Annotated in this window: 24 protein-coding genes; 14 read left to right on the top strand and 10 right to left on the bottom strand. The window is 59.6% G+C overall.

All coding sequences use genetic code 11. The features are described 5' to 3' along the window. Window positions 1-79: 79 nt before the first annotated feature. Both D8U69_RS22235 and D8U69_RS22230 read right to left on the bottom strand, forming a co-directional pair. A complete protein-coding gene (locus tag D8U69_RS22235; RefSeq protein WP_130908129.1) occupies window positions 80-1705 on the bottom strand; it encodes an ABC transporter substrate-binding protein in 1626 nt (541 codons plus the stop codon). Window positions 1706-2166: 461 nt separating this feature from the next. Beyond that, window positions 2167-2886 (bottom strand): SIMPL domain-containing protein, encoded by a 720-nt coding sequence (locus D8U69_RS22230; protein WP_056855001.1) that lies wholly within the window; start codon window positions 2884-2886, stop codon window positions 2167-2169. Window positions 2887-3263: 377 nt separating this feature from the next. On the opposite strand from D8U69_RS22230, the gene D8U69_RS22225 reads away from it, so the two are divergent. The 4 genes from D8U69_RS22225 to D8U69_RS22210 all read left to right on the top strand — a co-directional run bounded on the left by D8U69_RS22225 (window position 3264) and on the right by D8U69_RS22210 (window position 7836). Continuing rightward, a complete protein-coding gene (locus tag D8U69_RS22225) occupies window positions 3264-4526 on the top strand; it encodes an ATP-binding protein (protein ID WP_130908128.1) in 1263 nt (420 codons plus the stop codon). After that, window positions 4519-5079 carry a response regulator transcription factor gene (locus tag D8U69_RS22220; RefSeq protein ID WP_056855003.1) on the top strand — a complete coding sequence of 187 codons (561 nt, stop codon included), beginning with the start codon at window positions 4519-4521 and terminating at the stop codon, window positions 5077-5079. The genes D8U69_RS22225 and D8U69_RS22220 overlap by 8 nt, the downstream gene beginning before the upstream one ends. A gap of 97 nt (window positions 5080-5176) precedes the next feature. Then, entirely contained in the window at window positions 5177-6904 is a 1728-nt protein-coding gene (locus tag D8U69_RS22215) for an ABC transporter ATP-binding protein/permease (RefSeq protein ID WP_130906258.1), read from the top strand. 182 nt (window positions 6905-7086) lie between these two features. After that, on the top strand, window positions 7087-7836 hold the full coding sequence (locus D8U69_RS22210; protein WP_177336588.1) for a FadR/GntR family transcriptional regulator: 750 nt from the start codon (window positions 7087-7089) through the stop codon (window positions 7834-7836). Here D8U69_RS22210 and D8U69_RS22205 read toward each other — a convergent pair. Together D8U69_RS22205 and D8U69_RS22200 are read right to left on the bottom strand one after the other, a co-directional pair. Then, window positions 7833-8060, bottom strand: coding sequence for a hypothetical protein (locus D8U69_RS22205; RefSeq protein WP_130908127.1), 228 nt, complete (start codon window positions 8058-8060; stop codon window positions 7833-7835). The genes D8U69_RS22210 and D8U69_RS22205 overlap by 4 nt on opposite strands. A 6-nt stretch (window positions 8061-8066) precedes the next feature. After that, complete coding sequence (locus D8U69_RS22200) at window positions 8067-8441, bottom strand: hypothetical protein (protein ID WP_056855006.1); 375 nt, start codon at window positions 8439-8441, stop codon at window positions 8067-8069. A gap of 366 nt (window positions 8442-8807) precedes the next feature. On the opposite strand from D8U69_RS22200, the gene kdgD reads away from it, so the two are divergent. The 5 genes from kdgD to D8U69_RS22175 all read left to right on the top strand — a co-directional run bounded on the left by kdgD (window position 8808) and on the right by D8U69_RS22175 (window position 15429). Then, window positions 8808-9719: a 5-dehydro-4-deoxyglucarate dehydratase gene (kdgD, locus tag D8U69_RS22195; protein WP_020796617.1), complete on the top strand. Its 912-nt coding sequence runs from the start codon at window positions 8808-8810 to the stop codon at window positions 9717-9719. A 61-nt stretch (window positions 9720-9780) separates the two neighbouring features. Next, window positions 9781-11226 (top strand): aldehyde dehydrogenase family protein, encoded by a 1446-nt coding sequence (locus D8U69_RS22190; RefSeq protein ID WP_130908126.1) that lies wholly within the window; start codon window positions 9781-9783, stop codon window positions 11224-11226. A 156-nt stretch (window positions 11227-11382) separates the two neighbouring features. After that, window positions 11383-12744: an MFS transporter gene (locus D8U69_RS22185; protein ID WP_056855008.1), complete on the top strand. Its 1362-nt coding sequence runs from the start codon at window positions 11383-11385 to the stop codon at window positions 12742-12744. An 11-nt stretch (window positions 12745-12755) separates the two neighbouring features. Then, on the top strand, window positions 12756-14309 hold the full coding sequence (gene garD / locus D8U69_RS22180; protein WP_130908125.1) for a galactarate dehydratase: 1554 nt from the start codon (window positions 12756-12758) through the stop codon (window positions 14307-14309). 178 nt (window positions 14310-14487) lie between these two features. Beyond that, window positions 14488-15429, top strand: coding sequence for an AEC family transporter (locus D8U69_RS22175; protein WP_056855010.1), 942 nt, complete (start codon window positions 14488-14490; stop codon window positions 15427-15429). A 108-nt stretch (window positions 15430-15537) separates the two neighbouring features. Here D8U69_RS22175 and D8U69_RS22170 read toward each other — a convergent pair whose 3' ends face one another. The 6 genes from D8U69_RS22170 to gatC all read right to left on the bottom strand — a co-directional run bounded on the left by D8U69_RS22170 (window position 15538) and on the right by gatC (window position 20743). Next, window positions 15538-15918 carry a carboxymuconolactone decarboxylase family protein gene (locus D8U69_RS22170; protein WP_056855011.1) on the bottom strand — a complete coding sequence of 127 codons (381 nt, stop codon included), beginning with the start codon at window positions 15916-15918 and terminating at the stop codon, window positions 15538-15540. After that, on the bottom strand, window positions 15915-16976 hold the full coding sequence (locus D8U69_RS22165) for a calcium/sodium antiporter (RefSeq protein ID WP_130906262.1): 1062 nt from the start codon (window positions 16974-16976) through the stop codon (window positions 15915-15917). Before D8U69_RS22165 ends, D8U69_RS22170 begins: the two co-directional genes overlap by 4 nt. Before the next feature lie 50 nt (window positions 16977-17026). After that, window positions 17027-17401, bottom strand: coding sequence for a septal ring lytic transglycosylase RlpA family protein (locus tag D8U69_RS22160; RefSeq protein WP_056855013.1), 375 nt, complete (start codon window positions 17399-17401; stop codon window positions 17027-17029). A 130-nt stretch (window positions 17402-17531) separates the two neighbouring features. Then, window positions 17532-18977 carry an Asp-tRNA(Asn)/Glu-tRNA(Gln) amidotransferase subunit GatB gene (gene gatB, locus D8U69_RS22150; RefSeq protein WP_130908124.1) on the bottom strand — a complete coding sequence of 482 codons (1446 nt, stop codon included), beginning with the start codon at window positions 18975-18977 and terminating at the stop codon, window positions 17532-17534. 10 nt (window positions 18978-18987) lie between these two features. After that, window positions 18988-20439 carry an Asp-tRNA(Asn)/Glu-tRNA(Gln) amidotransferase subunit GatA gene (gene gatA / locus D8U69_RS22145; RefSeq protein WP_056855015.1) on the bottom strand — a complete coding sequence of 484 codons (1452 nt, stop codon included), beginning with the start codon at window positions 20437-20439 and terminating at the stop codon, window positions 18988-18990. Window positions 20440-20455: 16 nt separating this feature from the next. Continuing rightward, a complete protein-coding gene (gene gatC, locus D8U69_RS22140; RefSeq protein ID WP_007976465.1) occupies window positions 20456-20743 on the bottom strand; it encodes an Asp-tRNA(Asn)/Glu-tRNA(Gln) amidotransferase subunit GatC in 288 nt (95 codons plus the stop codon). A gap of 211 nt (window positions 20744-20954) precedes the next feature. On the opposite strand from gatC, the gene mreB reads away from it, so the two are divergent. The 5 genes from mreB to rng all read left to right on the top strand — a co-directional run bounded on the left by mreB (window position 20955) and on the right by rng (window position 25928). Continuing rightward, window positions 20955-21992, top strand: coding sequence for a rod shape-determining protein MreB (mreB, locus tag D8U69_RS22135; RefSeq protein WP_002555108.1), 1038 nt, complete (start codon window positions 20955-20957; stop codon window positions 21990-21992). A gap of 143 nt (window positions 21993-22135) precedes the next feature. Beyond that, on the top strand, window positions 22136-23293 hold the full coding sequence (gene mreC / locus D8U69_RS22130) for a rod shape-determining protein MreC (protein ID WP_130906264.1): 1158 nt from the start codon (window positions 22136-22138) through the stop codon (window positions 23291-23293). Beyond that, window positions 23293-23784 carry a rod shape-determining protein MreD gene (mreD, locus tag D8U69_RS22125; RefSeq protein WP_056855017.1) on the top strand — a complete coding sequence of 164 codons (492 nt, stop codon included), beginning with the start codon at window positions 23293-23295 and terminating at the stop codon, window positions 23782-23784. Before mreC ends, mreD begins: the two co-directional genes overlap by 1 nt. Before the next feature lie 32 nt (window positions 23785-23816). Then, window positions 23817-24413, top strand: coding sequence for a Maf family protein (locus D8U69_RS22120; RefSeq protein ID WP_130906265.1), 597 nt, complete (start codon window positions 23817-23819; stop codon window positions 24411-24413). A 57-nt stretch (window positions 24414-24470) separates the two neighbouring features. Next, window positions 24471-25928 carry a ribonuclease G gene (rng, locus tag D8U69_RS22115; RefSeq protein ID WP_056855019.1) on the top strand — a complete coding sequence of 486 codons (1458 nt, stop codon included), beginning with the start codon at window positions 24471-24473 and terminating at the stop codon, window positions 25926-25928. The last annotated feature ends 8 nt before the right edge of the window (window positions 25929-25936 follow it).

Raw genomic sequence — 25936 nt, 5'->3', positions numbered from 1 at the left:
CGACTTGGATGTAGGCGAATTCCTGCTTTCTCGGTTGATAAAGTAACGGCGACGTCCAGGACGTCGCCGTTACCCGATCTTATTTGCTGACGCTGACGCCGTAGAAGGAATTCAAGCCAAACGGGCTGATCTTGAAGTCCTGCACATTGGCGCGCATGGGTTGGAACACCGTCGAGTGAGCGATAGGTGTCATTGGAACAGCGTCTTTGAGGACGTGTTGCGCTTGCTTGTACAGTTCGGTGCGCTTGCCTTGATCCGAAGTGCGCTTGGCTTGCTTGACGATGTCGTCAAACTTCTTGTCGCACCACTTGGAGAAGTTGTTGCCTTCCAGCGAGTCGCAGCCGAACAGCACGTTCAGCCAGTTATCGGGATCACCATTGTCACCGCTCCAGCCAATCAGCATTGCCTGGTTCTCGCCGCCTTTGGAGCGCTTGATGTACTCGCCCCACTCGTAGCTGGTGATCTTCACTTTCAAGCCGATCTTGGCCCAGTCGGACTGGAGCATTTCAGCCATCAGTTTGGCGTTCGGGTTGTATGGACGCTGCACCGGCATCGCCCACAGGACGATCTCGGTACCTTCCTTGACGCCGGCTTCCTTGAGCAGCTGTTTGGCTTTCTCAGGGTCGTACTTGGCATCCTTGATGGTGGTGTCGTAGGACCACTGGGTCGGCGGCATGGCGTTGACGGCCAGTTGGCCGGCGCCCTGGTAAACCGAGTCGATGATCTGCTGCTTGTTGACCGCCATGTCCAGTGCCTGACGCACTTTCAGTTGGGCCAGCGGGTTCGGCTCGTTGCTGCCCTTGACTTTGTCCATCACGTTGTAGGCGATGTAACCGAGGTTGAAACCAGCCTGGTCAGGCAGCTTCAGGGTCTTGTCTTCACGCAGCGCCTTGAGGTCGGCCGGACGCGGGAACAGGGTGACCTGGCACTCGTTTTTCTTCAGTTTCTGGATGCGTACCGACGGGTCGGTGGTGATGGCGAAGATCAGGTTGTCGATCTTCACGTCATCCGGCTTCCAGTAGTCCTTGTTCCCGGTGTAGCGGATGTTGGAGTCTTTCTGGTAGCTCTTGAACACGAACGGACCAGTGCCGACCGGCTTCTGGTTGATGTCGGCGGCCTTGCCTTCCTTGAGCAGCTGGGCGGCGTACTCGGCGGACTGGATCGAGGCGAAGCTCATGGCCATGTTCTGGATGAACGCGGCGTCTACGTCCTTGAGGGTGAACTTGACGGTCTTGTCGTCGACTTTATCGATCTTGGTGATGTTGGTATCCATCCCCATGTCGGTGAAGTACGGGAATTCGGTCGGGTACGCTTTGCGGAACGGGTCATCCTTGTTAATCATGCGATTAAAGGTGAACAGCACGTCGTCGGCGTTGAACTCACGGGTCGGCTTGAAGTAAGGAGTGGTGTGGAACTTGACGCCTTCGCGCAGATGGAAGGTGTACGTCAGGCCGTCATCGGAGACGTCCCAGCTGGTCGCCAGACCAGGAATGACAGCGGTGCCGCCGCGCTCGAACTGGGTCAGGCGGTTGAACATGGTTTCTGCAGAGGCGTCGAAGTCGGTTCCGGTGGTGTATTGACCTGGATCGAAACCGGCCGGGCTTCCTTCGGAGCAGAACACCAGGTTGGTCGCAGCTTGGGCGAACGGTGCGGCGGCCAATAAGCTGGCGCCGACTAAAAACGGAATGACCGCTTGTTTAAGCATGGTGGCCTCATGATTTGTTGTCATTTTTTAATTTTGAGGACGACCTCGTGAGTCGTGCCTGCGGATACTTATGCAGGGGGCATACCCAATGCAAGATCTTGAGCGACTGCAGGTCTTAAACGGTGGCACGAACGTACCTTAATGTCGCATTTGTATAAAAGTTGACGCATTTGACCGTTTGCGCGGCATTTTTGCAGTGCATTTAGTGCACCTTTGTGGTGCGAATATAGCTTGGGTTGCCCGTGGGTGGGGCGAGGTGTTACCTATTTATACCCCGCTCTAAAGGGGTGGGTAGAGATTGATGGGAGTGGTTATCGTTGCACTGCAATTGGTCGAGTTGTACGAAGTGCAACTGTGGCTGTTTTTCAGGGATTTCTGTCGTCGCAGATAGAGCATAGATGGCAGTTTGCAAAAAAAAAGGCGATCACCAAGTGATCGCCTGATTGCATGGTGGCTTCGACTCAGGGCATCAGCACTTCGATCGAGCCGTCAGCCGTCATGCTGACCTGGCTGGTGCCGGCTTCGACTTGTGGAGTGACCGGCGCCGCTTCGTCCATGCTGGCCGCTTTCATCATCATCGGCGCGCGCATGTACGGTTGCGGATAGCCGTTGCTGTTGAGGTTCAGGTTGACGATTTTGTAGCCTTTGCCGCCCAGCGCATCGGTTGCCAGTTGCGCCCGTGCCTTGAAGGCAGTCACTGCTTCCTTGAGCAAGGTGTCTTCGCTGGCCTTGCGGGTTGGCGTGGCAATGGCGAAGTCCATGCCGCCCATCTTCAGGTCTGTGAGCAGTTCGCCGGTCAACTTCGACAGGGCGGCAAAGTCGGTGCTTTCCAGGCGCAACTCGGCGCGTTCACGCCAGCCGGTGATCTTCTGGCCTTTGGTGTCGTAGATCGGATAGCTGTTGCGACTGCCTTGGCGCAGGGTGATGTCCTTGACCTGTTTGGCCTGGGCCAGCGCCTTGTTCATGGTGGTGCTGACGTCGGCCGCGAGTTTGGCCGGGTCGGTGTTTTGTTCTTCGGTGTAGAGGGTCACGATCATCAAGTCGCGAGCCACTTCCTGGCTGACTTCGGCGCGCAGGGAAATCTGGTTGTAATGAAGCTCGTCGGCCGCCAGGGTCGGGAGGCTGGCGAAAGCGCCAACGCTCAGGGCAAGGAGGGCGGCGCTGCGGCGGAATGTGTGCATGAAAGCTCCTGGGATGATGTGCAGGGAATCGTTCGGGCCTGCGTGAACCCATCAGACTCTAGCGATAATGATCCGGTTCGCACAGTTACAACTTCTATACAGATAACGTGTGCTGGGCTTTTTGTGGTGAGGGAGCTTGCTCCCATTCGGCTGCGAAGCAGTCGCAAAGTCGGATTGCAGGACCTCCCTGTTTTACCCGGTACGATGGAGCGGGCCTGCTACGCAGTCCAGCGGGACGGTGCGGCGATCCGACAAGCTCCCTCGCCACCACAGCGTTATCAGATTTGGCATGTGGTCGTTTGCCGCACTTTCGCTTCTGAAGGCGCCGCTTGGTTATACTCCCAATGATCCGCCTGGAGCGCTCATCAGGAGAGCTCATGCTCGCCCCCGTTCAAATCACTTCCGCCACTCGCCAGAATCTCTGGCGGCTGACTTTCATCCGGACTTTGGTACTGGCTGCCCAAGCCGGGTCGGTAGGCCTGGCCTACTGGTTCGAATTGTTGCCGTTGCCCTGGTTTCAACTGGCCGCCACCCTCGGTTGCTCAATGCTGCTGTGTGCATTCACCGCGATTCGCTTGCGCACCTCATGGCCGGTGACCGAGCTGGAATACGCCGTACAACTGGCCTGCGACCTGTTTATCCACAGTGCCTTGCTGTATTTCTCCGGGGGGTCGACCAACCCCTTCGTTTCCTATTATCTGGTGCCGCTGACCATCGCTGCCGTAACGTTGCCGTGGCGTTATTCGGTGATCCTGTCGGGCATCGCGCTGACGATGTACACCCTGTTGCTGGCACGCTTCTATCCGCTACAAACCTTCCCCATCGCCCGGGAAAACCTGCAGGTGTACGGGATGTGGCTGAGTTTCGCCCTGGCGGCGGCGGTGATCACCTTCTTCGCCGCTCGCATGGCCGAAGAACTGCGCCGACAGGAAGAGTTGCGCGCCATCCGCCGTGAAGAAGGCCTGCGCGACCAACAGCTCCTGGCTGTCGCCACCCAGGCCGCGGGCGCGGCGCATGAGCTGGGTACGCCATTGGCGACCATGAGCGTGCTGCTCAAGGAAATGCGCCAGGACCATCACGACCCGATGTTGCAGGACGACCTGAGCGTGTTGCAGGATCAAGTCAAGTTGTGCAAAGAGACCTTGCAGCAACTGGTACGCGCCGCCGAGGCCAATCGCCGGTTGGCGGTGGAAATGCAGGACGTTACCGATTGGCTCGACGAAGCGCTCAATCGCTGGCACCTGATGCGTCCGGAGGCCAGTTACCGCTTCCAGCGCCTCGGCCAGGGCACGGTGCCACGCATGGCGCCACCGCCTGACCTGACCCAGGCCTTGCTGAATTTGCTCAACAATGCCGCTGATGCCTGCCCGGAGGGCTTGCAGGTGACGCTGGACTGGGACGCCGAAAACCTCACCATCAGCATCCGCGATTACGGCGCAGGCGTACCATTGGCTATCGCCGAACAGATCGGCAAACCGTTTTTTACCACCAAGGGCAAAGGCTTCGGCCTGGGCCTGTTTTTGAGCAAGGCCAGCGTGACACGCGCCGGCGGCTCAGTGAAACTCTACAGTCATGAGGAAGGTGGCACGCTCACCGAGCTGCGCCTGCCCCGTGTCGCCCGAGGAGACCAACATGAGTGACGAAACCCAAGTCGAAGGCGAAGAACTGCCGCATTTGCTGCTGGTCGATGACGACGCCACCTTCACCCGCGTCATGGCTCGCGCCATGGCTCGCCGTGGTTTCCGCGTCAGCACGGCTGGCTCCGCCGAGGAAGGCCTGGAACTGGCCAAGGCCGATCTGCCGGACTACGCCGCACTGGACCTGAAAATGGATGGCGATTCCGGCCTGGTGTTGTTGCCCAAGTTGCTGGAAATGGACCCGGAAATGCGCGTGGTCATCCTCACCGGTTACTCAAGCATTGCCACCGCCGTCGAAGCGATCAAGCGTGGTGCCTGCAACTACCTGTGCAAACCGGCCGATGCCGACGACGTATTGGCGGCGCTGCTGTCCGAACACGCCGACCTCGACAGCCTGGTGCCGGAAAACCCGATGTCGGTGGACCGCTTGCAGTGGGAACACATTCAGCGGGTTTTGACCGAACACGAAGGCAACATTTCCGCCACTGCCCGCGCCCTGGGCATGCACCGCCGCACGCTGCAGCGCAAACTGCAGAAGCGCCCCGTTCGTCGCTGAACCTGCGCTGAACGAATGCGGGCCGCTCCTCGCGACAAACCGAACCGATCATCTATGATCGGTTCGTGCGTGTACTTTTCTCTATTGAGCCTTATCCATGAACCAGAACGCTGAGTACTCCGCGGTCAACGATGCTGTGCGCGGGCAGTTTTTTCGCAAAGTGTGGGCGATGATCACGCCTTACTGGCAAAGTGAGGAGAAGGCCAAGGCCTGGGCGTTGTTGATCGCGGTGATCGCGTTGTCACTGATCAGCGTGGGCATCTCGGTGTGGTTCAACACCTGGTACAAGGATTTCTATAACGCGCTGCAACAGAAAGACGAAGCCGCTTTCTGGCGCCTGATCCTGTACTTCTGCGCGATTGCGGCGGTGGCGATTGTCGGTGCGGTGTATCGCCTCTACCTGACTCAGATGTTGACGATCCGCTGGCGGGCCTGGCTGACCGAAAAACATTTCACGCGGTGGCTCAACGACAAGAATTACTACCAGCTGGAGCAGGGCGGCTACACCGATAACCCGGACCAGCGGATTTCCGAAGACCTCAACAACTTCACCAACAACACCCTTGAACTGGGTATCGGTCTGCTGCGCAATATCGTCAGCCTGGTGTCGTTCTCGATCATTTTGTGGGGCGTGTCGGGCAGTATCGAAGTCTTCGGTATCACCATTCCCGGCTACATGTTCTGGTGCGTGCTGGTTTACGCCGTGGTGGGCAGTTGGCTGACGCATTTGATCGGTCGTCGCTTGATCGGTCTGAACAACCAACAACAACGCTTCGAGGCCGACCTGCGTTTCTCCATGGTGCGGATTCGTGAGAATGCCGAAAGCATCGCGTTGTACAACGGCGAGCCGAACGAAAATCGTCGCTTGAGCGGCCGCTTCGGGATGGTCTGGCACAATTTCTGGGACATCATGAAGGTGTCCAAGCGCCTGACCTTCTTTACGGCAGGTTACAACCAGGCTGCCATTATCTTTCCGTTCATCGTTGCTTCGCCGCGTTACCTGGCGGGCAAGATCGAACTGGGCGAGTTGATGCAGATCAGCTCGGCGTTCGGCAATGTGCAGGAAAGTTTCAGCTGGTTTATCAGTGCCTACCAAAGCCTGGCTTCCTGGCGCGCCACCTGCGATCGTCTGCTCAGCTTCCGTCAGGCCATGACCGACAACGAACAGCGCGCACCGGCCATCGATGTGCAGAACCAGGGTGATGCATTGAAAGTGCACAACCTGGGCCTGGACCTGGCCGACGGCCGTCACTTGCTGACCAATGCCGACCTGACTGTGGAGGAGGGCGAGCGCGTGATGCTCAGCGGGCGTTCCGGCAGCGGCAAGTCGACGTTGCTGCGGGCGATGGGGCATCTGTGGCCGTCCGGTCACGGCAGCATTCGTCTGCCGGCGGCGCGTTATCTGTTCTTGCCGCAAAAGCCGTATCTGCCGATCGGTACGTTGCGTGAAGCGCTGAGTTATCCACAGGATGGCGGTACGTATCAGAGCGAGCGTTATGCGCACGTCCTGGAAACCTGCCGATTGCCGCATCTGGTGGCGCGTATTGATGAAGCCAATCACTGGCAACGCATGCTCTCGCCGGGTGAGCAACAGCGACTGGCCTTTGCCCGCGCGCTGCTTTACGCCCCGCAATGGCTGTACATGGACGAAGCGACCTCGGCGATGGATGAAGAGGACGAAGCGTCGCTGTATCAGGCACTGATCGACGAATTGCCCGGGCTGAGCATTGTCAGCGTTGGCCATCGCAGCAGTCTCAAGCGCTTCCATCCACGGCATGTGCGTATCGAAAATGGGCATCTGGTGGATCAGGCCGTGACCGCATAAACATCATGCCTCTGTAGGAGCAAAGCTTGCTCGCGATCACCATCATGCGGTTTTCGACCTGGGACCGCGTGATCGTTCATCGCGAGCAAGCTTTGCTCCTACCAGGGGTGGTGGTGATCGTACAACCGCGTTGCGCTATGATGCGGTTTCAGCAGCCGAATATTTCGAGACAGACGTCCACCATGGAAAACCCGAACGACGCACCACGCCTACCTCGCAAGCGCCGCAGCCTCGCTCAGGAACTGGTGACGGTGCTGTCCGAGCAGATCCGCGACGGTCACCTCAAGCGTGGCGACAAGTTGCCCACCGAGTCGGCGATCATGGATGCCCATGGTGTCAGCCGCACGGTGGTGCGCGAGGCGATTTCCCGTTTGCAGGCGGCGGGGCAGGTGGAGACCCGCCATGGTATCGGCACCTTCGTTCTCGACACACCGAGCCCGAGTGGTTTTCGCATCGACCCGGCAACCGTGGTCACCTTGCGTGACGTGCTGGCGATCCTGGAATTGCGCATCAGTCTCGAAGTGGAATCCGCCGGCCTCGCTGCCCAGCGTCGCAGTCCCGAGCAATTGGCCTTGATGCGCGCGGCACTGGATGCGCTGAACGAAAGCGTGTCTCACGCCAGTGATGCCGTGGCTTCGGACTTCCAGTTCCACCTGCAGATTGCCCTGTCCACCGGCAACCGTTACTTCACCGACATCATGACTCACCTGGGCACCAGCATCATTCCGCGCACTCGGCTCAACTCCGCGCGGCTGGCCCATGACGATCAGCAGCACTACATGAATCGCCTGAGCCGCGAGCACGAAGAAATCTACGATGCCATCGCCCGCCAGGACTCCGATGCCGCCCGCGCCGCCATGCGCCTGCACCTGACCAACAGCCGCGAGCGGTTGCGTCATGCCCATGAAGAGGCTGAGGCGCAGCGGGTTTAGGGGAGCACAGGATTTTCCACTGGCACCGTCACATAGTCGATGTACTCGACTGTGTTATCACTCAATACCTTGAATTTTTTTTGAGTGACCTCCAGGGTTTTTCCCGGCATCAACTCAAATTCGACCCAATCTCCAATGCTCACGTGCAGGTCGAATTCCATTGGCATGACCAGCGGCTTGAGCTGGGCGCTGGTCGGAAAGTTAAATCGATGTTTCGTTGGCATGACTGATTACCATTCGATGCGCAATGTCAGCAGTGAGCTGGTTTGTGGTTCGTTCTCGCCGCCGATCTGGTAGCACAGCGTGACTGTCTTGTTTACGTGTCTCTTCACTTCTTCTCTGGAGACGTAAACTTTCAGGTTTGGCGTTCTTGCGACGTCGTCAATGTCTTCGTTGTATTGTCCGGTAGGGATCTTTTTCCCCCGCCATTCCAGGTCGCCCTTGTCCAGATTCAAGATTGCAAAGGCTTCGTTGTAAGGCGAGGAATATGCGGAATCGGGAATGCAGACTTCCAGATCTCCTTGGAGCTTCGACAACACCACGACAGTTTCCTGATCGTCGGGCCGGGTTGTGATTCCTGTAAGCGTTGGGGCTTCAAGCGCCATGATGTATTCCTTGGAGTGTCGAGGTTGGCGAAATGGGTTGCGGCACATGCCAAGCTCCGGATCAGAGTTATCCCTCTAGAGATGCGTCATTCGGAACTGATAGAAATTACAGTTTCGACAAGCGGTTATGCTTCTTAGGGTCCTAGGATGACGTATCTCTAGGATTGGCATTGTTCGAAGCGCCATCCTCTTCATTCCCACCAAAGGCTTTTAAAATGGGGTTTTCGAGCCTTTTGTCGAACAATTTTCACCCAGCGCGATGAAATGCAGTTGACGGTTGTATTTTAAGTTGTACGATGACCTACAACTTCAGCGCAGGCTGAACGGTCATCACACACAAACGTCGCAACCCAGGGTGTTCGAATAATGAATCCACAAGAACTGAAGTCCATCCTCTCTTCCGGTCTGCTGTCTTTCCCGGTTACCGATTTCAATGCACAGGGCGATTTCAATCGCGCTGGCTACATCAAGCGTCTGGAATGGCTGGCCCCATACGGCGCCTCGGCTCTGTTCGCCGCAGGTGGCACCGGTGAGTTCTTCTCTCTGGCGGCCAGCGAATATTCGGAAATCATCAAGACTGCCGTCGACACTTGCGCCACCAGCGTGCCAATCCTGGCCGGCGTGGGCGGTTCGACCCGTCAAGCCATCGAGTACGCACAGGAAGCCGAACGTCTGGGCGCCAAAGGCCTGTTGCTGCTGCCGCACTACCTGACCGAAGCCAGCCAGGACGGTGTTGCCGCCCACGTTGAAGCGGTGTGCAAATCGGTCAACATCGGCGTCGTGGTCTACAACCGCAACGTTTGCCGCCTGAACGCGCCGCTGCTGGAACGTCTGGCCGAGCGCTGCCCGAACCTGATCGGCTACAAGGATGGCTTGGGTGATATCGAGTTGATGGTGTCGATCCGTCGCCGCCTCGGTGATCGCTTCAGCTACCTGGGCGGTTTGCCGACCGCTGAGGTCTACGCCGCTGCCTACAAGGCGCTGGGCGTGCCGGTCTACTCCTCGGCGGTGTTCAACTTCATCCCGAAAACCGCGATGGATTTCTACCACGCGATCGCTCGCGAAGATCACGCCACCGTTGGCAAGATCATCGACGACTTCTTCCTGCCGTACCTGGACATCCGTAACCGCAAAGCGGGTTATGCGGTGAGCATCGTCAAGGCCGGGGCAAAAATTGCCGGCTATGACGCAGGCCCTGTGCGGGCGCCGCTGACCGATCTGACTGGCGAAGAGTATGAAATGCTCGCGGCGCTGATCGACAAGCAGGGTGCGCAGTAACACATCCGATTAAGTAAGGCCGCTGAGTGATCAGCGGCCTTTTGCGTGAGGAGATCTTAAAGTGGCAGATGCAAAGCGTTTCGATAACTACATCAATGGTGAATGGGTTGCCGGTGGCGATTACTCGGCGAACATCAACCCGTCCGAGCTGAGCGACAACATCGGCGATTACGCCAAGGCAGACCTGGCCCAGGTCAACGCCGCCATTGATGCTGCCCGTGCCGCATTCCCGGCCTGGTCCACGTCCGGTATTCAGGCGCGTCACGATTCCCTGGACAAAGTCGGCAGCGAAATCCTCGCCCGCCGCGAAGAGCTCGGCACGCTGCTGGCCCGGGAAGAGGGCAAGACCCTGCCTGAAGCCATCGGTGAAGTGACCCGCGCCGGTAACATCTTCAAGTTCTTCGCCGGTGAATGCCTGCGTCTGTCCGGCGACTATCTGCCGTCGGTGCGCCCGGGCGTCAACGTCGAAGTGACTCGTGAAGCCTTGGGCGTGGTCGGTCTGATCACTCCGTGGAACTTCCCGATTGCCATTCCGTCGTGGAAAATCGCCCCGGCCCTGGCCTACGGCAACTGCGTTGTGCTCAAGCCTGCGGACCTGGTGCCGGGCTGCGCCTGGGCGCTGGCGGAAATCATTTCCCGCGCAGGCTTCCCCGCCGGTGTGTTCAACCTCGTGATGGGCAGTGGTCGAGTAGTGGGCGATGCACTGGTGCACAGCCCGAAGGTCGACGGCATCAGCTTCACCGGTTCCGTGGGCGTTGGTCGCCAGATCGCCGTGAGCTGCGTCTCGCGTCAGGCCAAGGTTCAGTTGGAAATGGGCGGCAAGAACCCGCAGATCATTCTCGACGACGCCGACCTCAAGCAAGCGGTCGAACTGTCGGTACAGAGCGCGTTCTACTCCACCGGCCAGCGTTGCACCGCGTCGAGCCGCTTCATCGTCACCGCCGGGATTCACGACAAGTTCGTTGATGCCATGGCCGAACGCATGAAGTCGATCAAGGTCGGCCACGCCTTGAAAGCCGGCACCGACATCGGCCCGGTCGTCTCGCAGGCGCAGCTTGAGCAAGACATGAAGTACATCGACATCGGCCAGTCTGAAGGTGCGCGTCTGGTCAGCGGTGGTGGTCTGGTGACCTGTGACACCGAGGGCTACTTCCTCGCGCCAACGCTGTTTGCCGACAGCGAAGCGTCGATGCGCATCAGCCGTGAAGAGATCTTCGGTCCGGTGGCCAACATTGTCCGCGTCGCCGATTACGATGCTGCGCTGGCCATGGCCAACGACACCGAATTCGGTCTGTCGGCGGGCATCGCCACCACATCCCTGAAGTACGCCAACCACTTCAAGCGCCACTCCCAGGCCGGGATGGTAATGGTCAACCTGCCGACCGCCGGCGTGGATTACCACGTTCCGTTCGGTGGGCGTAAAGGTTCATCCTATGGATCACGTGAGCAAGGTCGCTATGCGCAAGAGTTCTACACGGTCGTGAAGACCAGCTACATCGGCTCCTGATCCACGCAATACCCTGTAGGAGCCGGCTTGCTGGCGATCGCATCACCGCGGTGTCAATGACACACCGGGGTGCCCGCATCGCTGGCAAGCCAGCTCCCACAAAAGACCGAAGAAGATTCACCCGCGCATAAAAATAATTTGTGGGAGTACATCTACATGCAATCGACGCAAAAGCCGACTCACGTCCGCTATCTGATCCTGCTCATGCTTTTCCTGGTGACCACGATCAACTACGCCGACCGGGCTACCATCGCTATCGCTGGCTCCAGCCTGCAAAAAGACCTCGGCATCGACGCCGTCACCCTTGGCTATATTTTCTCCGCATTCGGTTGGGCCTACGTGGCCGGGCAAATTCCCGGGGGCTGGCTGCTGGACCGTTTCGGTTCGAAAAAAATCTACGCACTGAGCATCTTCACCTGGTCGCTGTTCACCGTGCTGCAAGGCTTCGTCGGTGAATTCGGCATGTCCACGGCGGTGGTTGCGCTGTTCATGCTGCGCTTCCTGGTGGGCCTGGCCGAAGCGCCGTCCTTCCCTGGCAACGCGCGCATCGTTGCGGCGTGGTTCCCGACCGCTGAACGCGGTACGGCCTCGGCGATCTTCAACTCCGCGCAATACTTCGCCACCGTGCTGTTCGCCCCGCTGATGGGCTGGATCGTCTACTCCTTCGGCTGGGAACATGTGTTCATCGTCATGGGTATCCTGGGCATCATCTTCTCGCTGATCTGGCTGAAAGTGATCTACAGCCCGCGTGAACACCCACGGATCAACGATGCCGAGTTCAAGCACATCTCCGAGAACGGCGGCATGGTCGACATGGACCAGAAGGGCAAGAAGTCCGACGGTCCGAAGTGGGATTACATCCGTCAGTTGCTGACCAACCGCATGATGCTCGGCGTGTACCTGGGCCAATATTGCATCAACGGTATCACCTACTTCTTCCTGACGTGGTTCCCGGTGTACCTGGTGCAGGAACGCGGCATGACCATCCTCAAGGCCGGTTTCATCGCCTCGTTGCCGGCGATCTGCGGCTTCATCGGTGGTGTGCTCGGCGGGGTGATTTCCGATTACCTGCTGCGCAAAGGCCATTCCCTGACCTTCGCCCGCAAGGCACCGATCATTGCCGGCCTGCTGGTTTCCAGCAGCATCGTGGCCTGCAACTATGTCGATGTTGAGTGGATGGTCGTCGGCTTCATGGCCCTGGCATTCTTCGGCAAAGGCGTGGGCGCACTGGGCTGGGCCGTGGTGTCCGACACCTCGCCGAAACAGATCGCCGGTCTGAGCGGTGGCCTGTTCAACACTTTCGGTAACCTGGCCTCGATCACCACCCCGATCGTGATCGGCTACATCATCAGTTCCACCGGCTCGTTCAAGTGGGCGCTGGTGTTCGTTGGTTGCAACGCACTGGTCGCGGTGTTCAGCTATCTGGTGATCGTCGGTCCGATCAAGCGTGTGGTGCTCAAAGAGCCACCGGTCAGCGGTCCTGAAACCAACAATAAATTGTCTCAAGCGCATTCCTGAGGAGCGGCGTCATGCAGTTGATTGAACATTCCGACTCGCCGCGCTACATCCGCCTGCACGAGCGGGACAATGTGGTGATCGTGGTCAACGATCAGGGCGTCCCGGCCGGCACCGAGTTTGCCGATGGTTTGGTCACCGTGGACTTCGTGCCACAGAGCCACAAGGTCACCCTGGAAGACATTCCCGAGGGTGGCCAGGTGATTCGTTACGGCCAGGTCATTGGCTACGCCTTGCAGCCGATTCCACGCGGCAGTTGGGTCAAGGAAGATCAACTGCGCATGCCGACCGCGCCACCGCTGGACAGCCTGCCGCTGTCTACCGAAGTGCCGGCCGCGCAAGCACCGCTGGAAGGCTTCACCTTCGAGGGTTATCGCAACGCCGACGGCACCGTCGGCACGCGCAACATCCTTGGCATCACCACCACCGTGCAATGTGTGACCGGTGTGCTCGATCACGCGGTCAAGCGCATCAAGGACGAATTGTTGCCCAAGTACCCGCACGTCGATGACGTGGTGGCACTGACCCACAGCTACGGCTGTGGCGTGGCGATTACGGCCACCGACGCCTACATCCCGATTCGTACCGTGCGCAATCTGGCGCGCAACCCGAACCTGGGTGGTGAGGCCCTGGTGATCAGCCTGGGTTGCGAGAAATTGCAGGCCGGGCAGGTGATGCACGAGGACGATGCCTCGGTGGACTTGAGCGAGCCGTGGCTCTATCGCCTGCAGGATTCCAGTCACGGTTTTACCGAGATGATCGAACAGATCATGGAACTGGCGGAAATCCGTCTGAAGAAGCTTGATCAACGCCGTCGGGAAACCGTGCCGGCGTCCGAGCTGATTCTCGGCATGCAGTGCGGTGGCAGCGATGCGTTTTCCGGCATCACTGCCAACCCGGCCCTCGGCTATGCCTCGGACCTGTTGCTGCGGGCGGGCGCGACGGTGATGTTTTCCGAAGTCACCGAAGTGCGCGACGCAATTTACCTGCTGACTTCTCGGGCACAGACCAGGGCGGTCGCCGAGGAACTGGTTCGGGAAATGGACTGGTACGACCGTTATCTCGCCAAGGGCGAAGCGGACCGCAGCGCCAACACCACGCCAGGCAACAAGAAGGGCGGGTTGTCGAACATCGTCGAGAAATCCCTGGGCTCGATCGTCAAGTCTGGCAGCAGTGCAATCAGCGGCGTGCTCGGCCCTGGCGAGCGGTTCAAGGACAAAGGCCTGATCTTCTGCGCGACCCCGGCCAGCGACTTCGTCTGCGGGACGTTGCAACTGGCGGCGGGGATGAACCTGCACGTGTTCACCACCGGACGTGGCACGCCTTATGGGTTGGCCATGGCACCCGTGGTGAAAGTGTCGACCCGGACGGAACTGGCGCAACGCTGGCCGGACCTGATCGACATTGACGCCGGGCGCATTGCTACAGGCCGGGCCTCCATCGAGGAACTGGGCTGGGAGTTGTTCCACTACTATCTGGATGTGGCCAGCGGCAAGCAGCAGACGTGGGCTGAGAAGCACAAGCTGCATAACGACATCACCTTGTTCAACCCGGCGCCGATCACCTGAGACCAACCAGTGATCGTTCCCACGCTCTGCGTGGGAACGCAACCCGGGACGCTCTGCGTCCCAAAAGCTCGACGCAGAGCGTCACAAGAGGCATTCCCACGCAGAGCGTGGGAACGATCCGGGTGAAAGTGGCTTATCATTAGCCTACTAACGACGCTCACCCAAGGTTACCCCCGGCATGCTGGCAATTTTCCTCGAAACCCTGAACATCACCGCACCGGTGTTCGCCATGCTGTTTCTCGGGGTGTTGCTCAAACGCATCGACTGGATCAACGACAACTTCATCCACACCGCATCGGCCCTGGTGTTCAACGTCAGCATGCCGGCGTTGCTGTTTCTGGGCATCCTGCATGCCGACCTGCACGCCGCGCTGCAACCGGCGCTGCTGATCTATTTCTCCCTCGCGACCCTGGTGTGCTTTGCCATCGCCTGGGGTTGGGCGATTGTCAAATGCCCGCGCGAAGACCGCGGAATTTATACCCAGGGCGCCTTTCGCGGTAACAACGGGGTCATCGGCCTGGCGCTGGCAGCGAGCATGTACGGCGACTATGGGATTTCCCTCGGGGCGATTCTCGCGGCGTTGGTCATCCTGTTCTACAACACGCTGTCGACCATCGTGCTGGCGGTGTACAGCCCGGTGATCAAGTCCGATCCGTGGAGCATCTGCAAAAGCGTCATGGTCAATCCGTTGATCATCAGCGTGTTTGCGGCGGCCCCGTTTGCGTACTTCAAAATCAGTCTGCCGGGATGGCTGGAGACGTCCGGCCAATATCTGGCGCAAACCACTTTGCCGTTGGCGTTGATCTGCATTGGCGGCACGTTGTCGCTGGCGGCGATGCGCAAAAGTGGTTCGATGGCATTCAGCTCGAGCCTGGTGAAAATGCTCGGCCTGCCGATCCTGGCGACACTCGGCGCCTGGCTCTGGGGCTTCCGTGGTGCGGAGTTGGGGATTCTGTTCCTGTACTTCGGCAGCCCGACTGCAGCGGCCAGTTTCGTCATGGCCCGCGCGGCGGACGGCAATCATGAATTGGCGGCGGCGATCATCGTGATCACCACGCTGATGGCAGCGGTCACCACCAATATCGGGATCTTTTTGTTGCAGTGGGGTGGGTGGATTTAATCGATAGATTTGCGGCGTGTATCAGTGCTCTTCGCGGGCAAGCCTCGCTCCTACGGGTTCGATATCCCCTGTAGGAGCGAGGCTTGCCCGCGAAGGGGGCGGACCTGATTACTCCGGCTTCTGGTAGCTATCAATCACTTCCTGCGCCGCCCGAAACGCATCGATTGCCGCCGGCACACCGGCATACACCGCGCAATGCAGCAGCGCTTCGCGGATTTCATCCACGGTGCAGCCGTTGTTCAGTGCGCCGCGTACATGACCTTTCAATTCCTGCGGGCACTTCAGCGCGGTCAGCGCGGCGAGGGTGATCAGGCTGCGGGTTTTCAGCGGCAAGCCTTCACGATTCCACACGGCGCCCCAGGCGTGTTCGTTGACGAAATCCTGTAATGGCTGGGTGAAATCTGTGGCGTTGCCCAGGGCGCGGTCGACAAAGGCGTCGCCCATCACTTGGCGACGTACTTCAACGCCGGGTTTTTTATGCTCGGTCATGGCAATTCCTTCTTGTGGTGTTGGCGCCGCCAGGCGCGCAGCGACGTGAACAACAAAAATGCCACCAGCGCCGGCAGGATGAAAAACAGCATCAGTTGTTCAAGCTTGCCCGCCAGTGGCATGCCGGTGGTGAACGACAACACGTGCAGGCCGTAAGCCAGGTACAAGCCCAGAAACAGCAGGCCTTCGGCGCGGGTTACGCGATAGCCGGAGTAGAACACCGGCATGCACAGCACGGCGACACCGAGCATCACCGGCAGGTCGAAGTCCAGGGCGTTGGGCGATACGGACAGCGGCGATGGCGCAAGCAGTGCCGTCACTCCGAGCACGCCCAGAAGGTTGAACAAATTACTGCCGATCACGTTGCCCACGGCGATCTCCCGTTCACCGCGCAACGCTGCGATCAGCGATGTCGCCAGTTCAGGCAAGGAGGTGCTGACCGCAACGATGGTCAGACCGATGATCCGCTCTGACAAACCCAGGTCGGTGGCAACCGCCACCGCTGCACCCAGCAACAGATGCCCCGCATACACCAGCATCCCCAGCCCGGCGATGATCATCAGCACGCTGGTGAACCATGGCGCTTCGCCGGTGAGGCTGTGAGCCGATACCGGACGCACAGAATGCCGTGACTGGCGCAGCAACAACGCCAGGTACAGAAGCAATGCCGCCAACAGAACCACACCATCGGCGCGAGTCAGTTCCTCATTCCACGCCAGTACAAACACCAGCAGGCTGGCACCGATCATCAGTGGAATATCCAGGCGCACCAGTTGCCGCGACACCCGCAGCGGAATGATCAACGCCGAGAGGCCGAGAGTGACCAGGATGTTGAAAATGCTGCTGCCGATCACACTGCCGACAGCGATGTCGGCGTTATGGGTCAGCGTGGCTTGCAGGCTGACGGCCATCTGCGGCGCGCTGCTGCCGAGGGCGACGATGGTCAGGCCGATGATCAGCGGTCGAACATGCAGGCGCGCGGCCAGTCGTACCGCGGCGCGCACCATCAATTCGGCGCCGGCAATCAACAGCACCAGGCCGCTGAGCAATTCGATCACGCTGATCAGGGGTAGGTCGGCTAGTCCGAAAATGGCTGGGGCTCCAAGTGTCAGTCGTCGAGGGCCTGGACGCGAACCCGCGCAGTGCCGCTCCTGAGCATGCCCAAGCGCGCGGCAGCTTCATGTGACAAGTCGATCAGGCGTCCACGGGTATGTGGCCCGCGGTCGTTGATGCGCACCACGCAGGACTTGTCGTTGTTCAGGTTAGTGACCTTCACCCGTGTGCCGAAAGGCAATTGGCGATGGGCCGCGGTCAGGGAATTCTTGTTGAAACGCTCACCACTGGCGGTGCGCTTGCCTTGGTGTTTGGCGCCGTAATACGAGGCAACGCCGGTCTTGTCATAGCCGTGCGGATCGACGATATCGTTGCTGGCGCAACCGGCAAGGAGCGAGAGGAGGGCGCAGGCACTTAGCAGACGCTTCATTAGGTGACCCCATGATCGTTCCCACGCTCCGCGTGGGAATGCAGCCCGTGACGCTCCGCGTCACAAAATAAGCGGACGCAGAGCGTCCAGAGAGGCGTTCCCACGCAGAGCGTGGGAACGATCCCTGTGGTTAGCCTTCGAGCTTGCTTTTCAGCAATTCGTTCACCTGCTGCGGGTTGGCCTTGCCTTTGGAGGCTTTCATGGCCTGGCCGACGAAGAAGCCGAACATCTTGCCGCGCTTGGCTTCGTCTGCCGCGCGGTATTGCTCGACCTGTTCGGCGTTGGCCGCGAGCATTTCGTCCAGCACCGCCGAGATGGCGCCGGTGTCGGTCACTTGCTTGAGGCCACGCTTGTCGATGATCTCGTCGGCACTGCCTTCGCCGTTGGCCATCGCTTCAAACACTACCTTGGCAATCTTGCCGGAGATGGTGTTGTCCTTGATGCGCAACAGCATGCCGCCCAGTTGCTCGGCGGAAACCGGCGACTGTTCGATGTCCAGGCCTTGCTTGTTGAGCAGGCTGCCCAGTTCGACCATCACCCAGTTCGCCGCCAGTTTGGCGTCGCCGCCGATGCTCGCGACTTTCTCGAAGTAATCGGCTTGTTCGCGGCTGGTAGCCAAGACGCTGGCGTCGTACACCGACAGGCCGAATTGCGCCTGGAAGCGCTCGCGCTTTTGCGGTGGCAATTCCGGCAGGGTGGCGCGCACGTCGTCGAGGAACGCGTTCTCGATGACCACTGGCAGCAGGTCAGGATCGGGGAAATAACGGTAGTCGTTGGCTTCCTCTTTACTGCGCATCGGACGGGTTTCGTCCTTGTTCGGATCGTACAGGCGGGTCTGCTGGATCACTTTGCCGCCGTCTTCGATCAGCTCGATCTGGCGCTGGATTTCCGAGTTGATCGCTTTCTCGATGAAGCGGAACGAGTTGACGTTCTTGATCTCGCAGCGGGTGCCGAACTCGACCTGGCCTTTCGGACGGATCGACACGTTGCAGTCGCAACGCAGCGAGCCTTCGGCCATGTTGCCGTCGCAGATGCCCAGGTAGCGCACCAGCGCGTGGATCGCCTTGACGTAGGCCACGGCTTCCTTGGCGCTGCGCATGTCCGGCTCGGAGACGATTTCCAGTAGCGGCGTGCCGGCACGGTTCAGGTCGATGCCGCTGGCGCCGCTGAACTCTTCGTGCAGGCTCTTGCCGGCGTCTTCTTCAAGGTGCGCGCGGGTGATACCGACACGTTTGACCGTGCCGTCTTCCAGGGCGATGTCCAGGTGGCCCTTGCCGACGATCGGCAATTCCATCTGGCTGATCTGGTAGCCCTTGGGCAGGTCCGGGTAGAAGTAGTTTTTACGGGCGAACACGTTGTGCTGGCCGATCTCGGCGTCGATCGCCAGACCGAACATCACCGCCATGCGCACCGCTTCCTGGTTCAGCACCGGCAGCACGCCGGGCATGCCCAGGTCGATCAGGCTGGCCTGGGTGTTCGGCTCGGAACCGAAGGTAGTGGAACTACCGGAAAAGATTTTCGACCGGGTGGTGAGCTGAGTGTGAATCTCCAGCCCGATCACGACTTCCCATTGCATGTGTGTCTCCTCAGAAGCCGGTTGGGGTGCGGGTGTGCCAGTCAGTATTCAATTGATACTGGTGGGCAACGTTCAACAGGCGGCCTTCCTGGAAATACGGAGCGAGCAGTTGCACGCCGACCGGCAGGCCGTCGACAAAACCTGCCGGCATCGACAGGCCCGGCAGGCCCGCGAGGTTGGCGGTGATGGTGTAGACGTCTTCCAGGTAAGCAGCGACCGGGTCGCTGTTCTTGGCGCCGAGCTTCCAGGCCGGGTTCGGCGTGGTTGGGCCGAGGATGATGTCGACCTCATTGAAGGCCGCCATGAAGTCGTTCTTGATCAAGCGGCGGATCTTCTGCGCCTTCAGGTAGTAGGCATCGTAGTAACCGGCGGACAGCGCGTAGGCGCCGACCATGATCCGGCGCTGCACTTCCGGCCCGAAGCCTTCGCCGCGAGAGCGTTTGTACAGGTCGATCAGATTGACCGGGTTTTCGCAGCGATAACCGAAGCGCACGCCGTCGAAACGCGACAGGTTGGACGAGGCTTCCGCCGGGGCGATCACGTAGTACGCCGGAATAGCGTGCTGCATGTTCGGCAGACTGATTTCCTTGATCACGGCGCCGAGCTTTTTCAGCTCTTCGACACTGGCCATGATCAGGTCGGCGATGCGTGGGTCCAGACCTGCGCTGAAATATTCCTTCGGCACGCCGATGCGCAGGCCTTGCAGCGAGCCGTTGAGGCTGGCGCTGTAATCAGGCACGGGTTCGTCGATGCTGGTGGAGTCGTTCGGATCGAAACCGGCCATGCCTTGCAACAAAATCGCACAGTCTTCGGCGGTGCGCGCCATCGGGCCGCCCTGATCGAGGCTGGACGCGTAAGCGATCATGCCCCAACGCGACACGCGACCGTACGTCGGTTTCAGGCCTGTAAGGTTGGTCAATGCAGCGGGCTGACGAATGGAACCACCGGTGTCGGTGCCGGTCGCCGCTGGCAGCAGACGAGCGGCGACTGCCGCCGCCGAACCACCGGACGAACCACCCGGCACGTGTTCCAGGTTCCACGGGTTTTTCACCGGGCCGTAGTAGCTCGACTCGTTGGCCGAACCCATGGCAAATTCGTCCATGTTGGTCTTGCCCAGGGTTACAGCCCCGGCAGCGGCCAGCTTGGCGACGACGGTGGCGTCGTACGGTGCCTTGAAGTTGTCGAGCATCTTCGAGCCGCAGCTGGTGCGAATACCCTGGGTGCAGAACAGGTCCTTGTGGGCGATCGGCGCGCCCAGCAGCGCGCCGCTCTCACCATTGGCCCGGCGGGCGTCAGCGGCTTTCGCCTGCGACAGCGCCAGGTCTTCGGTGAGGCTGATGAAGCTGTTGAGCTGAGGATCGAGCTGGGCGATGCGCGCCAGCAGGACTTTGGTCAGCTCTTCGGAAGAAAACTTTTTATCGGCGAGTCCGCGGGCGATCTCGGCCAGAGTCAATTGATGCATTGCAGGCTCTTTCCCTTTAGTCGATGACTTTCGGAACCAGGTACAGGCCGTTTTCGACCGCTGGTGCGATGGACTGGTAGGCCTCGCGGTTATTGGTCTCGGTCACGACGTCTGCACGCAGGCGCTGGCTGGCTTCCAGTGGGTGAGCCAGCGGTTCGATACCGTCGGTATTGACCGCCTGCATTTCGTCGACCAGCCCGAGAATGCTGTTGAGGGCCGAAGTGATGTGTGGAAGATCGGCATCATTGAGGCCAAGGCAGGCCAGATGAGCGATTTTTTCCACGTCGGAGCGTTCAAGCGCCATTGGGATTCTCCAGTGGAAAACAAAACGGACGGCGTCCGTGTGTTAGATTGTCGGAACACTACCGCACTTCTACGGTCATAAGGCCGCGATTGTGGGGCTTGGTGCACAGAAAAGCGGCCAATTTAACATATTGGCGCCTTGCCCAAAATCCCTGTCGTTGTTAGAGTTTGCCGCACTTTTTTACCCACGCGTTGCCTAGGGTCCCTTTCCCATGTTCAAGAAACTGCGTGGCATGTTTTCCAGCGATCTTTCCATTGACCTGGGCACTGCCAACACCCTTATTTACGTGCGCGAGCGCGGTATCGTCCTGAATGAGCCATCGGTTGTGGCCATTCGGACACACGGTAACCAGAAAAGTGTCGTGGCTGTCGGCACCGAAGCGAAGCGCATGCTGGGCCGTACGCCAGGCAACATTGCTGCCATTCGTCCGATGAAAGACGGCGTGATCGCCGATTTCAGCGTTTGCGAAAAGATGCTGCAGTATTTCATCAACAAGGTTCACGAAAACAGCTTCCTGCAGCCCAGCCCTCGTGTGCTGATCTGCGTTCCGTGCAAATCCACCCAGGTTGAGCGTCGTGCCATCCGTGAGTCGGCCCTTGGTGCCGGTGCCCGCGAAGTGTTCCTGATCGAAGAGCCGATGGCCGCTGCGATCGGTGCCGGCCTTCCGGTTGAAGAAGCTCGCGGTTCGATGGTTGTCGATATCGGTGGCGGTACCACCGAAATCGCACTGATCTCCCTGAACGGTGTGGTGTACGCCGAATCCGTACGTGTGGGCGGCGACCGTTTCGACGAAGCGATCATCACTTACGTACGTCGCAACTACGGCAGCCTGATCGGCGAATCCACCGCCGAGCGCATCAAGCAGGAAATCGGTACGGCCTACCCGGGCGGTGAAGTTCGTGAAGTCGACGTTCGTGGCCGTAACCTGGCCGAAGGCGTTCCACGCGCGTTCACCCTGAACTCCAACGAAGTGCTGGAAGCTCTGCAGGAGTCTTTGGCCACCATCGTTCAGGCAGTGAAAAGTGCCCTGGAGCAATCGCCTCCGGAACTGGCTTCCGATATCGCCGAGCGTGGTCTGGTGCTGACCGGTGGTGGCGCCTTGCTGCGCGACCTCGACAAGCTGCTGGCCCAGGAAACCGGTCTGCCGGTGATCGTCGCCGAAGACCCGCTGACCTGCGTTGCTCGCGGCGGTGGCCGTGCATTGGAAATGATGGATAAACACACCATGGATCTGCTTTCCAGCGAATAAGTCGCCGGGACGCCTCTATGCTGTTGAGCGCGCAGGCGGCACTTTGCAGTGCTGCCTGTTCGCGTTTATCTTCTGTCACTCTGCATCCAGGCCGGTTTGCTGCCGTATGAATAAAGAGAACATTTGCCTGGGAGGAGCGGCTTATTAAACCGCTTTTCACCAAGGGTCCCTCACTGGGCGTGCGCTTGTTGGTGCTGGTCGTGCTTTCGGTCGCGCTGATGGTGGTCGATGCCCGCTTCACACTGCTCAAGCCAGTGCGTAGCCAAATGTCGCTGGTGTTGATGCAGTCTTACTGGATCACCGACCTGCCGCAGCGGCTATGGCAAGGTGTCGCCAGCCAGTTTGGCAGCCGGACCGAACTCGTCGCCGAAAACGAAAAACTCAAGACTGAAAACCTGCTGTTGCAGGGGCGCATGCAAAAGCTTGCCGCCCTGACCGAGCAGAACGTCCGGCTGCGCGAGTTGCTGAACTCTTCGGCACTGGTCAACGAGAAGGTCGAAGTGGCCGAGTTGATCGGCATGGACCCTAATCCGTTCACCCATCGCATCATCATCAACAAAGGTGAGCGCGACGGTGTGGTTCTCGGTCAGCCGGTACTCGATGCCCGCGGCCTGATGGGCCAGGTGGTGGAGTTGATGCCGTACACCTCCCGCGTACTGTTGCTGACCGATACCACCCACAGCATTCCGGTGCAGGTCAACCGCAACGGCTTGCGCGCAATTGCCAGTGGCACCGGTAATCCGGAGCGCCTGGAGCTGCGTCATGTGGCCGACACCGCCGACATCAAGGAAGGCGATCTGTTGGTCAGCTCCGGCCTGGGGCAGCGTTTCCCGGCCGGTTATCCGGTCGCGACGGTCAAGGAAGTGATTCACGATTCCGGCCAGCCATTCGCCATTGTCCGTGCGGTGCCGACTGCAGCACTGAATCGCAGCCGTTACCTGCTGCTGGTGTTCAGCGACACCCGTACCCCGGAAGAGCGTGCCAACGATGCCGCCCAGGCGCAGGAATCCCTGGATGCGCAGGGCGGTGGGCCGGTTATTCCGGCGACCGTGCCCAAACCGGCGCTCGTCCCGTCAGCCGTTGCAGCACCTGCGACACCGACAGCGGCCACACCCGCAGCCCCGGCGACCACACCGCCTGCCGCCACACCGGTCAAGCCAACGGCCACGCACCCGGCCGCCCCTAAACCACCTGCGACCGTACCCGCTGCCGCCAAACCACCGGCCGCTCAACCTGCCGTCGTCAAGCCTGCTGCCAAACCGCCAGTCTCTGCGCCGGCTACTCCTGGGGGACGAGAATAATGGTCGGTGTTACTGCCTCCCGAAATGGCTGGATCGTCTGGCTGACATTCGCCATCGGTTTGCTGCTCAGCGTTTCGCCGCTGCCGCAATTCATGGAAATCCTGCGTCCGCTGTGGCTGGCGCTGTTGCTCGCGTTCTGGGCGTTGGCCTTGCCGCAGAAGGTCGGGATGGTCACCGCGTGGTGCCTGGGCCTGGCCGAAGACGTGCTCTACGGTACGCTGCTGGGCCAGAACGCATTGATCCTGACTCTCATCACTTACCTGGTCCTGGCGCTGCAACAACGTCTGCGGATGTTCCCGATGTGGCAGCAGAGCCTGGTGATACTGGTGATCTTCGGTCTCGCGCAGTTGGTCCAGTTGTGGCTCAGCGCCCTGACCGGTAACCGTCAGCCAACCTTGGCGCTGGTGTTGCCGGCGCTGGTCAGCGCCTTGCTCTGGCCCTGGATCAGCTTCGGTTTGCGCGGATTGCGTCGACGCTACAAAATCAATTAATTCGCTCAGGCATTAGACAGGGAGAGGTCTTGATGAAACGGTTGTACCTCGCCTCTGGTTCGCCGCGTCGGCGTGAACTGCTTACGCAGATCGGCGTACCGTTTTCCGTCATCAGTGCGGATATCGATGAAACCCCTTTGATCCATGAAACCCCGTCGGCCTATGTCGAGCGCCTGGCGCGCGGCAAGGCCGAGGCCGGGCAGCGTACGGTCGTGTCTGACGAATCGTTCTGTGTGCTCGGCGCCGATACCGCCGTGGTGCTCGACGGAAAAATTCTTGGCAAACCGCTTGATGAAGCCGACGCGTGCGCCATGCTGATGATGTTGTCCGGCAACGAACATCAGGTGCTGACCGCAATTGCCGTGCTTGAAGGCGAGCATTGCGAGTCTCGGGTAATTACCAGCCTGGTGCGTTTTCGCCCGATCACGCGTGACGAGGCCGCGGCCTATTGGGCCAGCGGCGAGCCGCAGGACAAGGCCGGCGGCTACGGCATACAAGGGCTGGGCGCGGTGTTTGTCGCCGGGCTCAATGGAAGTTACTCGGCGGTGGTCGGACTGCCGCTGTGCGAAACCTTCGAGGTGCTCGGCCATTTCGGCATACCCTGTTGGCAAACCCATAACGCGCGTTGAGCGTCGTACTGAACAGATGCGGCCATTACCGTGAACATGCCTGAACGAGACCCTGCCATGAGCGAAGAGATCCTGATCAACATCACGCCGATGGAATCGCGCGTGGCGGTGGTCGAAAACGGTGTCCTGCAAGAGGTTCACGTCGAACGCACGCAAAAGCGCGGGATCGTCGGCAACATCTATAAAGGCAAGGTTGTGCGGGTATTGCCGGGCATGCAGGCGGCATTTGTCGATATCGGCCTGGATCGCGCCGCCTTCATTCATGCATCGGAAATTTCCCTGCGCGAGGGTCCGGCGGTCGAAAGCATCAGTGCGCTGGTGCATGAAGGCCAGAGCCTGGTAGTGCAAGTCACCAAGGATCCGATCGGCTCAAAAGGCGCACGGTTGACCACGCAACTGTCGATCCCTTCGCGCTATCTGGTCTACATGCCGCGCACCGCACATGTCGGCATTTCGCTGAAGATCGAGGATGAAGCCGAGCGCGACCGCCTCAAGCAAGTGGTCACCGATTGCGTTGCCAAAGAGGGCATCAAGGAAGCCGGCGGATTCATCCTGCGTACAGCAGCCGAAGGGGCCGGCGCCGATGAAATCCTCATGGACATCCGCTATCTGCGCAGGCTGTGGGACCAGATCAGCGAGCAAATCAAAACCATCAGCGCACCGAGCGTGATCTACGAAGATCTCGGCCTGGCGTTGCGCACCCTGCGCGATCTGGTGAGCCCCAAGATTGAGAAAATCCGCATCGATTCCCGGGAAACGTTCCAGAAAACCACGCAGTTTGTCGCCGAACTGATGCCGGAGATCGCCGATCGTCTGGAACACTACCCCGGCGAGCGGCCGATTTTCGATCTGTATGGCGTCGAAGACGAAATCCAGAAAGCCCTGGAGCGCAAAGTGCCGCTCAAGTCCGGTGGTTATCTGGTGGTCGACCCGGCGGAAGCCATGAGTACCATCGACGTCAACACCGGCGCGTTTGTCGGTCACCGCAACCTCGAAGAAACCATTTTCAAGACCAACCTCGAAGCGGCGACTGCCATTGCTCGTCAACTGCGTCTGCGCAACCTCGGCGGGATCATCATCATCGACTTCATCGACATGGAAGATGAAGAGCATCAGCGCCAGGTGCTGCGCACGCTGGAGAAGCAGCTCGAACGGGATCACGCCAAGACCAACATCATTGGCATCACCGAGCTTGGCCTGGTGCAGATGACCCGCAAACGCACGCGGGAAAGTCTCGAGCAAGTGCTTTGCGAGCCGTGCACGAGTTGCCAGGGTCGCGGCAAGTTGAAGACTCCGGAAACCGTTTGCTACGAAATTTTCCGCGAAATTCTCCGTGAGGCGCGCGCCTATCAGGCGGAAGGCTATCGTGTATTGGCGAACCAGAAAGTTGTCGACCGCCTGCTCGATGAAGAGTCGGGCAACGTCGCCGAACTCGAAGGTTTCATCGGGCGCACCATCCGTTTTCAGGTGGAAACCATGTACTCCCAGGAACAATACGACGTGGTGTTGCTCTGAGTCGCTGC

This window comes from Pseudomonas sp. Sample_16, from assembly GCF_004307665.1.
In the GTDB taxonomy this organism is placed as follows: domain Bacteria; phylum Pseudomonadota; class Gammaproteobacteria; order Pseudomonadales; family Pseudomonadaceae; genus Aquipseudomonas.
This window is presented reverse-complemented; position numbering and strand designations above follow the sequence as displayed.

Excerpts from the sequence above, each read along its gene's own strand:
- D8U69_RS22235 (WP_130908129.1), bottom strand. The coding sequence starts at position 1,705 with ATGCTTAAACAAGCGGTCATTCCGTTTTTAGTCGGCGCCAGCTTATTG.
- D8U69_RS22230 (WP_056855001.1), bottom strand. The coding sequence starts at position 2,886 with ATGCACACATTCCGCCGCAGCGCCGCCCTCCTTGCCCTGAGCGTTGGC.
- D8U69_RS22225 (WP_130908128.1), top strand. The coding sequence starts at position 3,264 with ATGCTCGCCCCCGTTCAAATCACTTCCGCCACTCGCCAGAATCTCTGG.
- D8U69_RS22220 (WP_056855003.1), top strand. The coding sequence starts at position 4,519 with ATGAGTGACGAAACCCAAGTCGAAGGCGAAGAACTGCCGCATTTGCTG.
- D8U69_RS22215 (WP_130906258.1), top strand. The coding sequence starts at position 5,177 with ATGAACCAGAACGCTGAGTACTCCGCGGTCAACGATGCTGTGCGCGGG.
- D8U69_RS22210 (WP_177336588.1), top strand. The coding sequence starts at position 7,087 with ATGGAAAACCCGAACGACGCACCACGCCTACCTCGCAAGCGCCGCAGC.
- D8U69_RS22205 (WP_130908127.1), bottom strand. The coding sequence starts at position 8,060 with ATGCCAACGAAACATCGATTTAACTTTCCGACCAGCGCCCAGCTCAAG.
- D8U69_RS22200 (WP_056855006.1), bottom strand. The coding sequence starts at position 8,441 with ATGGCGCTTGAAGCCCCAACGCTTACAGGAATCACAACCCGGCCCGAC.
- kdgD (WP_020796617.1), top strand. The coding sequence starts at position 8,808 with ATGAATCCACAAGAACTGAAGTCCATCCTCTCTTCCGGTCTGCTGTCT.
- D8U69_RS22185 (WP_056855008.1), top strand. The coding sequence starts at position 11,383 with ATGCAATCGACGCAAAAGCCGACTCACGTCCGCTATCTGATCCTGCTC.
- garD (WP_130908125.1), top strand. The coding sequence starts at position 12,756 with ATGCAGTTGATTGAACATTCCGACTCGCCGCGCTACATCCGCCTGCAC.
- D8U69_RS22175 (WP_056855010.1), top strand. The coding sequence starts at position 14,488 with ATGCTGGCAATTTTCCTCGAAACCCTGAACATCACCGCACCGGTGTTC.
- D8U69_RS22170 (WP_056855011.1), bottom strand. The coding sequence starts at position 15,918 with ATGACCGAGCATAAAAAACCCGGCGTTGAAGTACGTCGCCAAGTGATG.
- D8U69_RS22160 (WP_056855013.1), bottom strand. The coding sequence starts at position 17,401 with ATGAAGCGTCTGCTAAGTGCCTGCGCCCTCCTCTCGCTCCTTGCCGGT.
- gatB (WP_130908124.1), bottom strand. The coding sequence starts at position 18,977 with ATGCAATGGGAAGTCGTGATCGGGCTGGAGATTCACACTCAGCTCACC.
- gatA (WP_056855015.1), bottom strand. The coding sequence starts at position 20,439 with ATGCATCAATTGACTCTGGCCGAGATCGCCCGCGGACTCGCCGATAAA.
- gatC (WP_007976465.1), bottom strand. The coding sequence starts at position 20,743 with ATGGCGCTTGAACGCTCCGACGTGGAAAAAATCGCTCATCTGGCCTGC.
- mreB (WP_002555108.1), top strand. The coding sequence starts at position 20,955 with ATGTTCAAGAAACTGCGTGGCATGTTTTCCAGCGATCTTTCCATTGAC.
- mreD (WP_056855017.1), top strand. The coding sequence starts at position 23,293 with ATGGTCGGTGTTACTGCCTCCCGAAATGGCTGGATCGTCTGGCTGACA.
- D8U69_RS22120 (WP_130906265.1), top strand. The coding sequence starts at position 23,817 with ATGAAACGGTTGTACCTCGCCTCTGGTTCGCCGCGTCGGCGTGAACTG.
- rng (WP_056855019.1), top strand. The coding sequence starts at position 24,471 with ATGAGCGAAGAGATCCTGATCAACATCACGCCGATGGAATCGCGCGTG.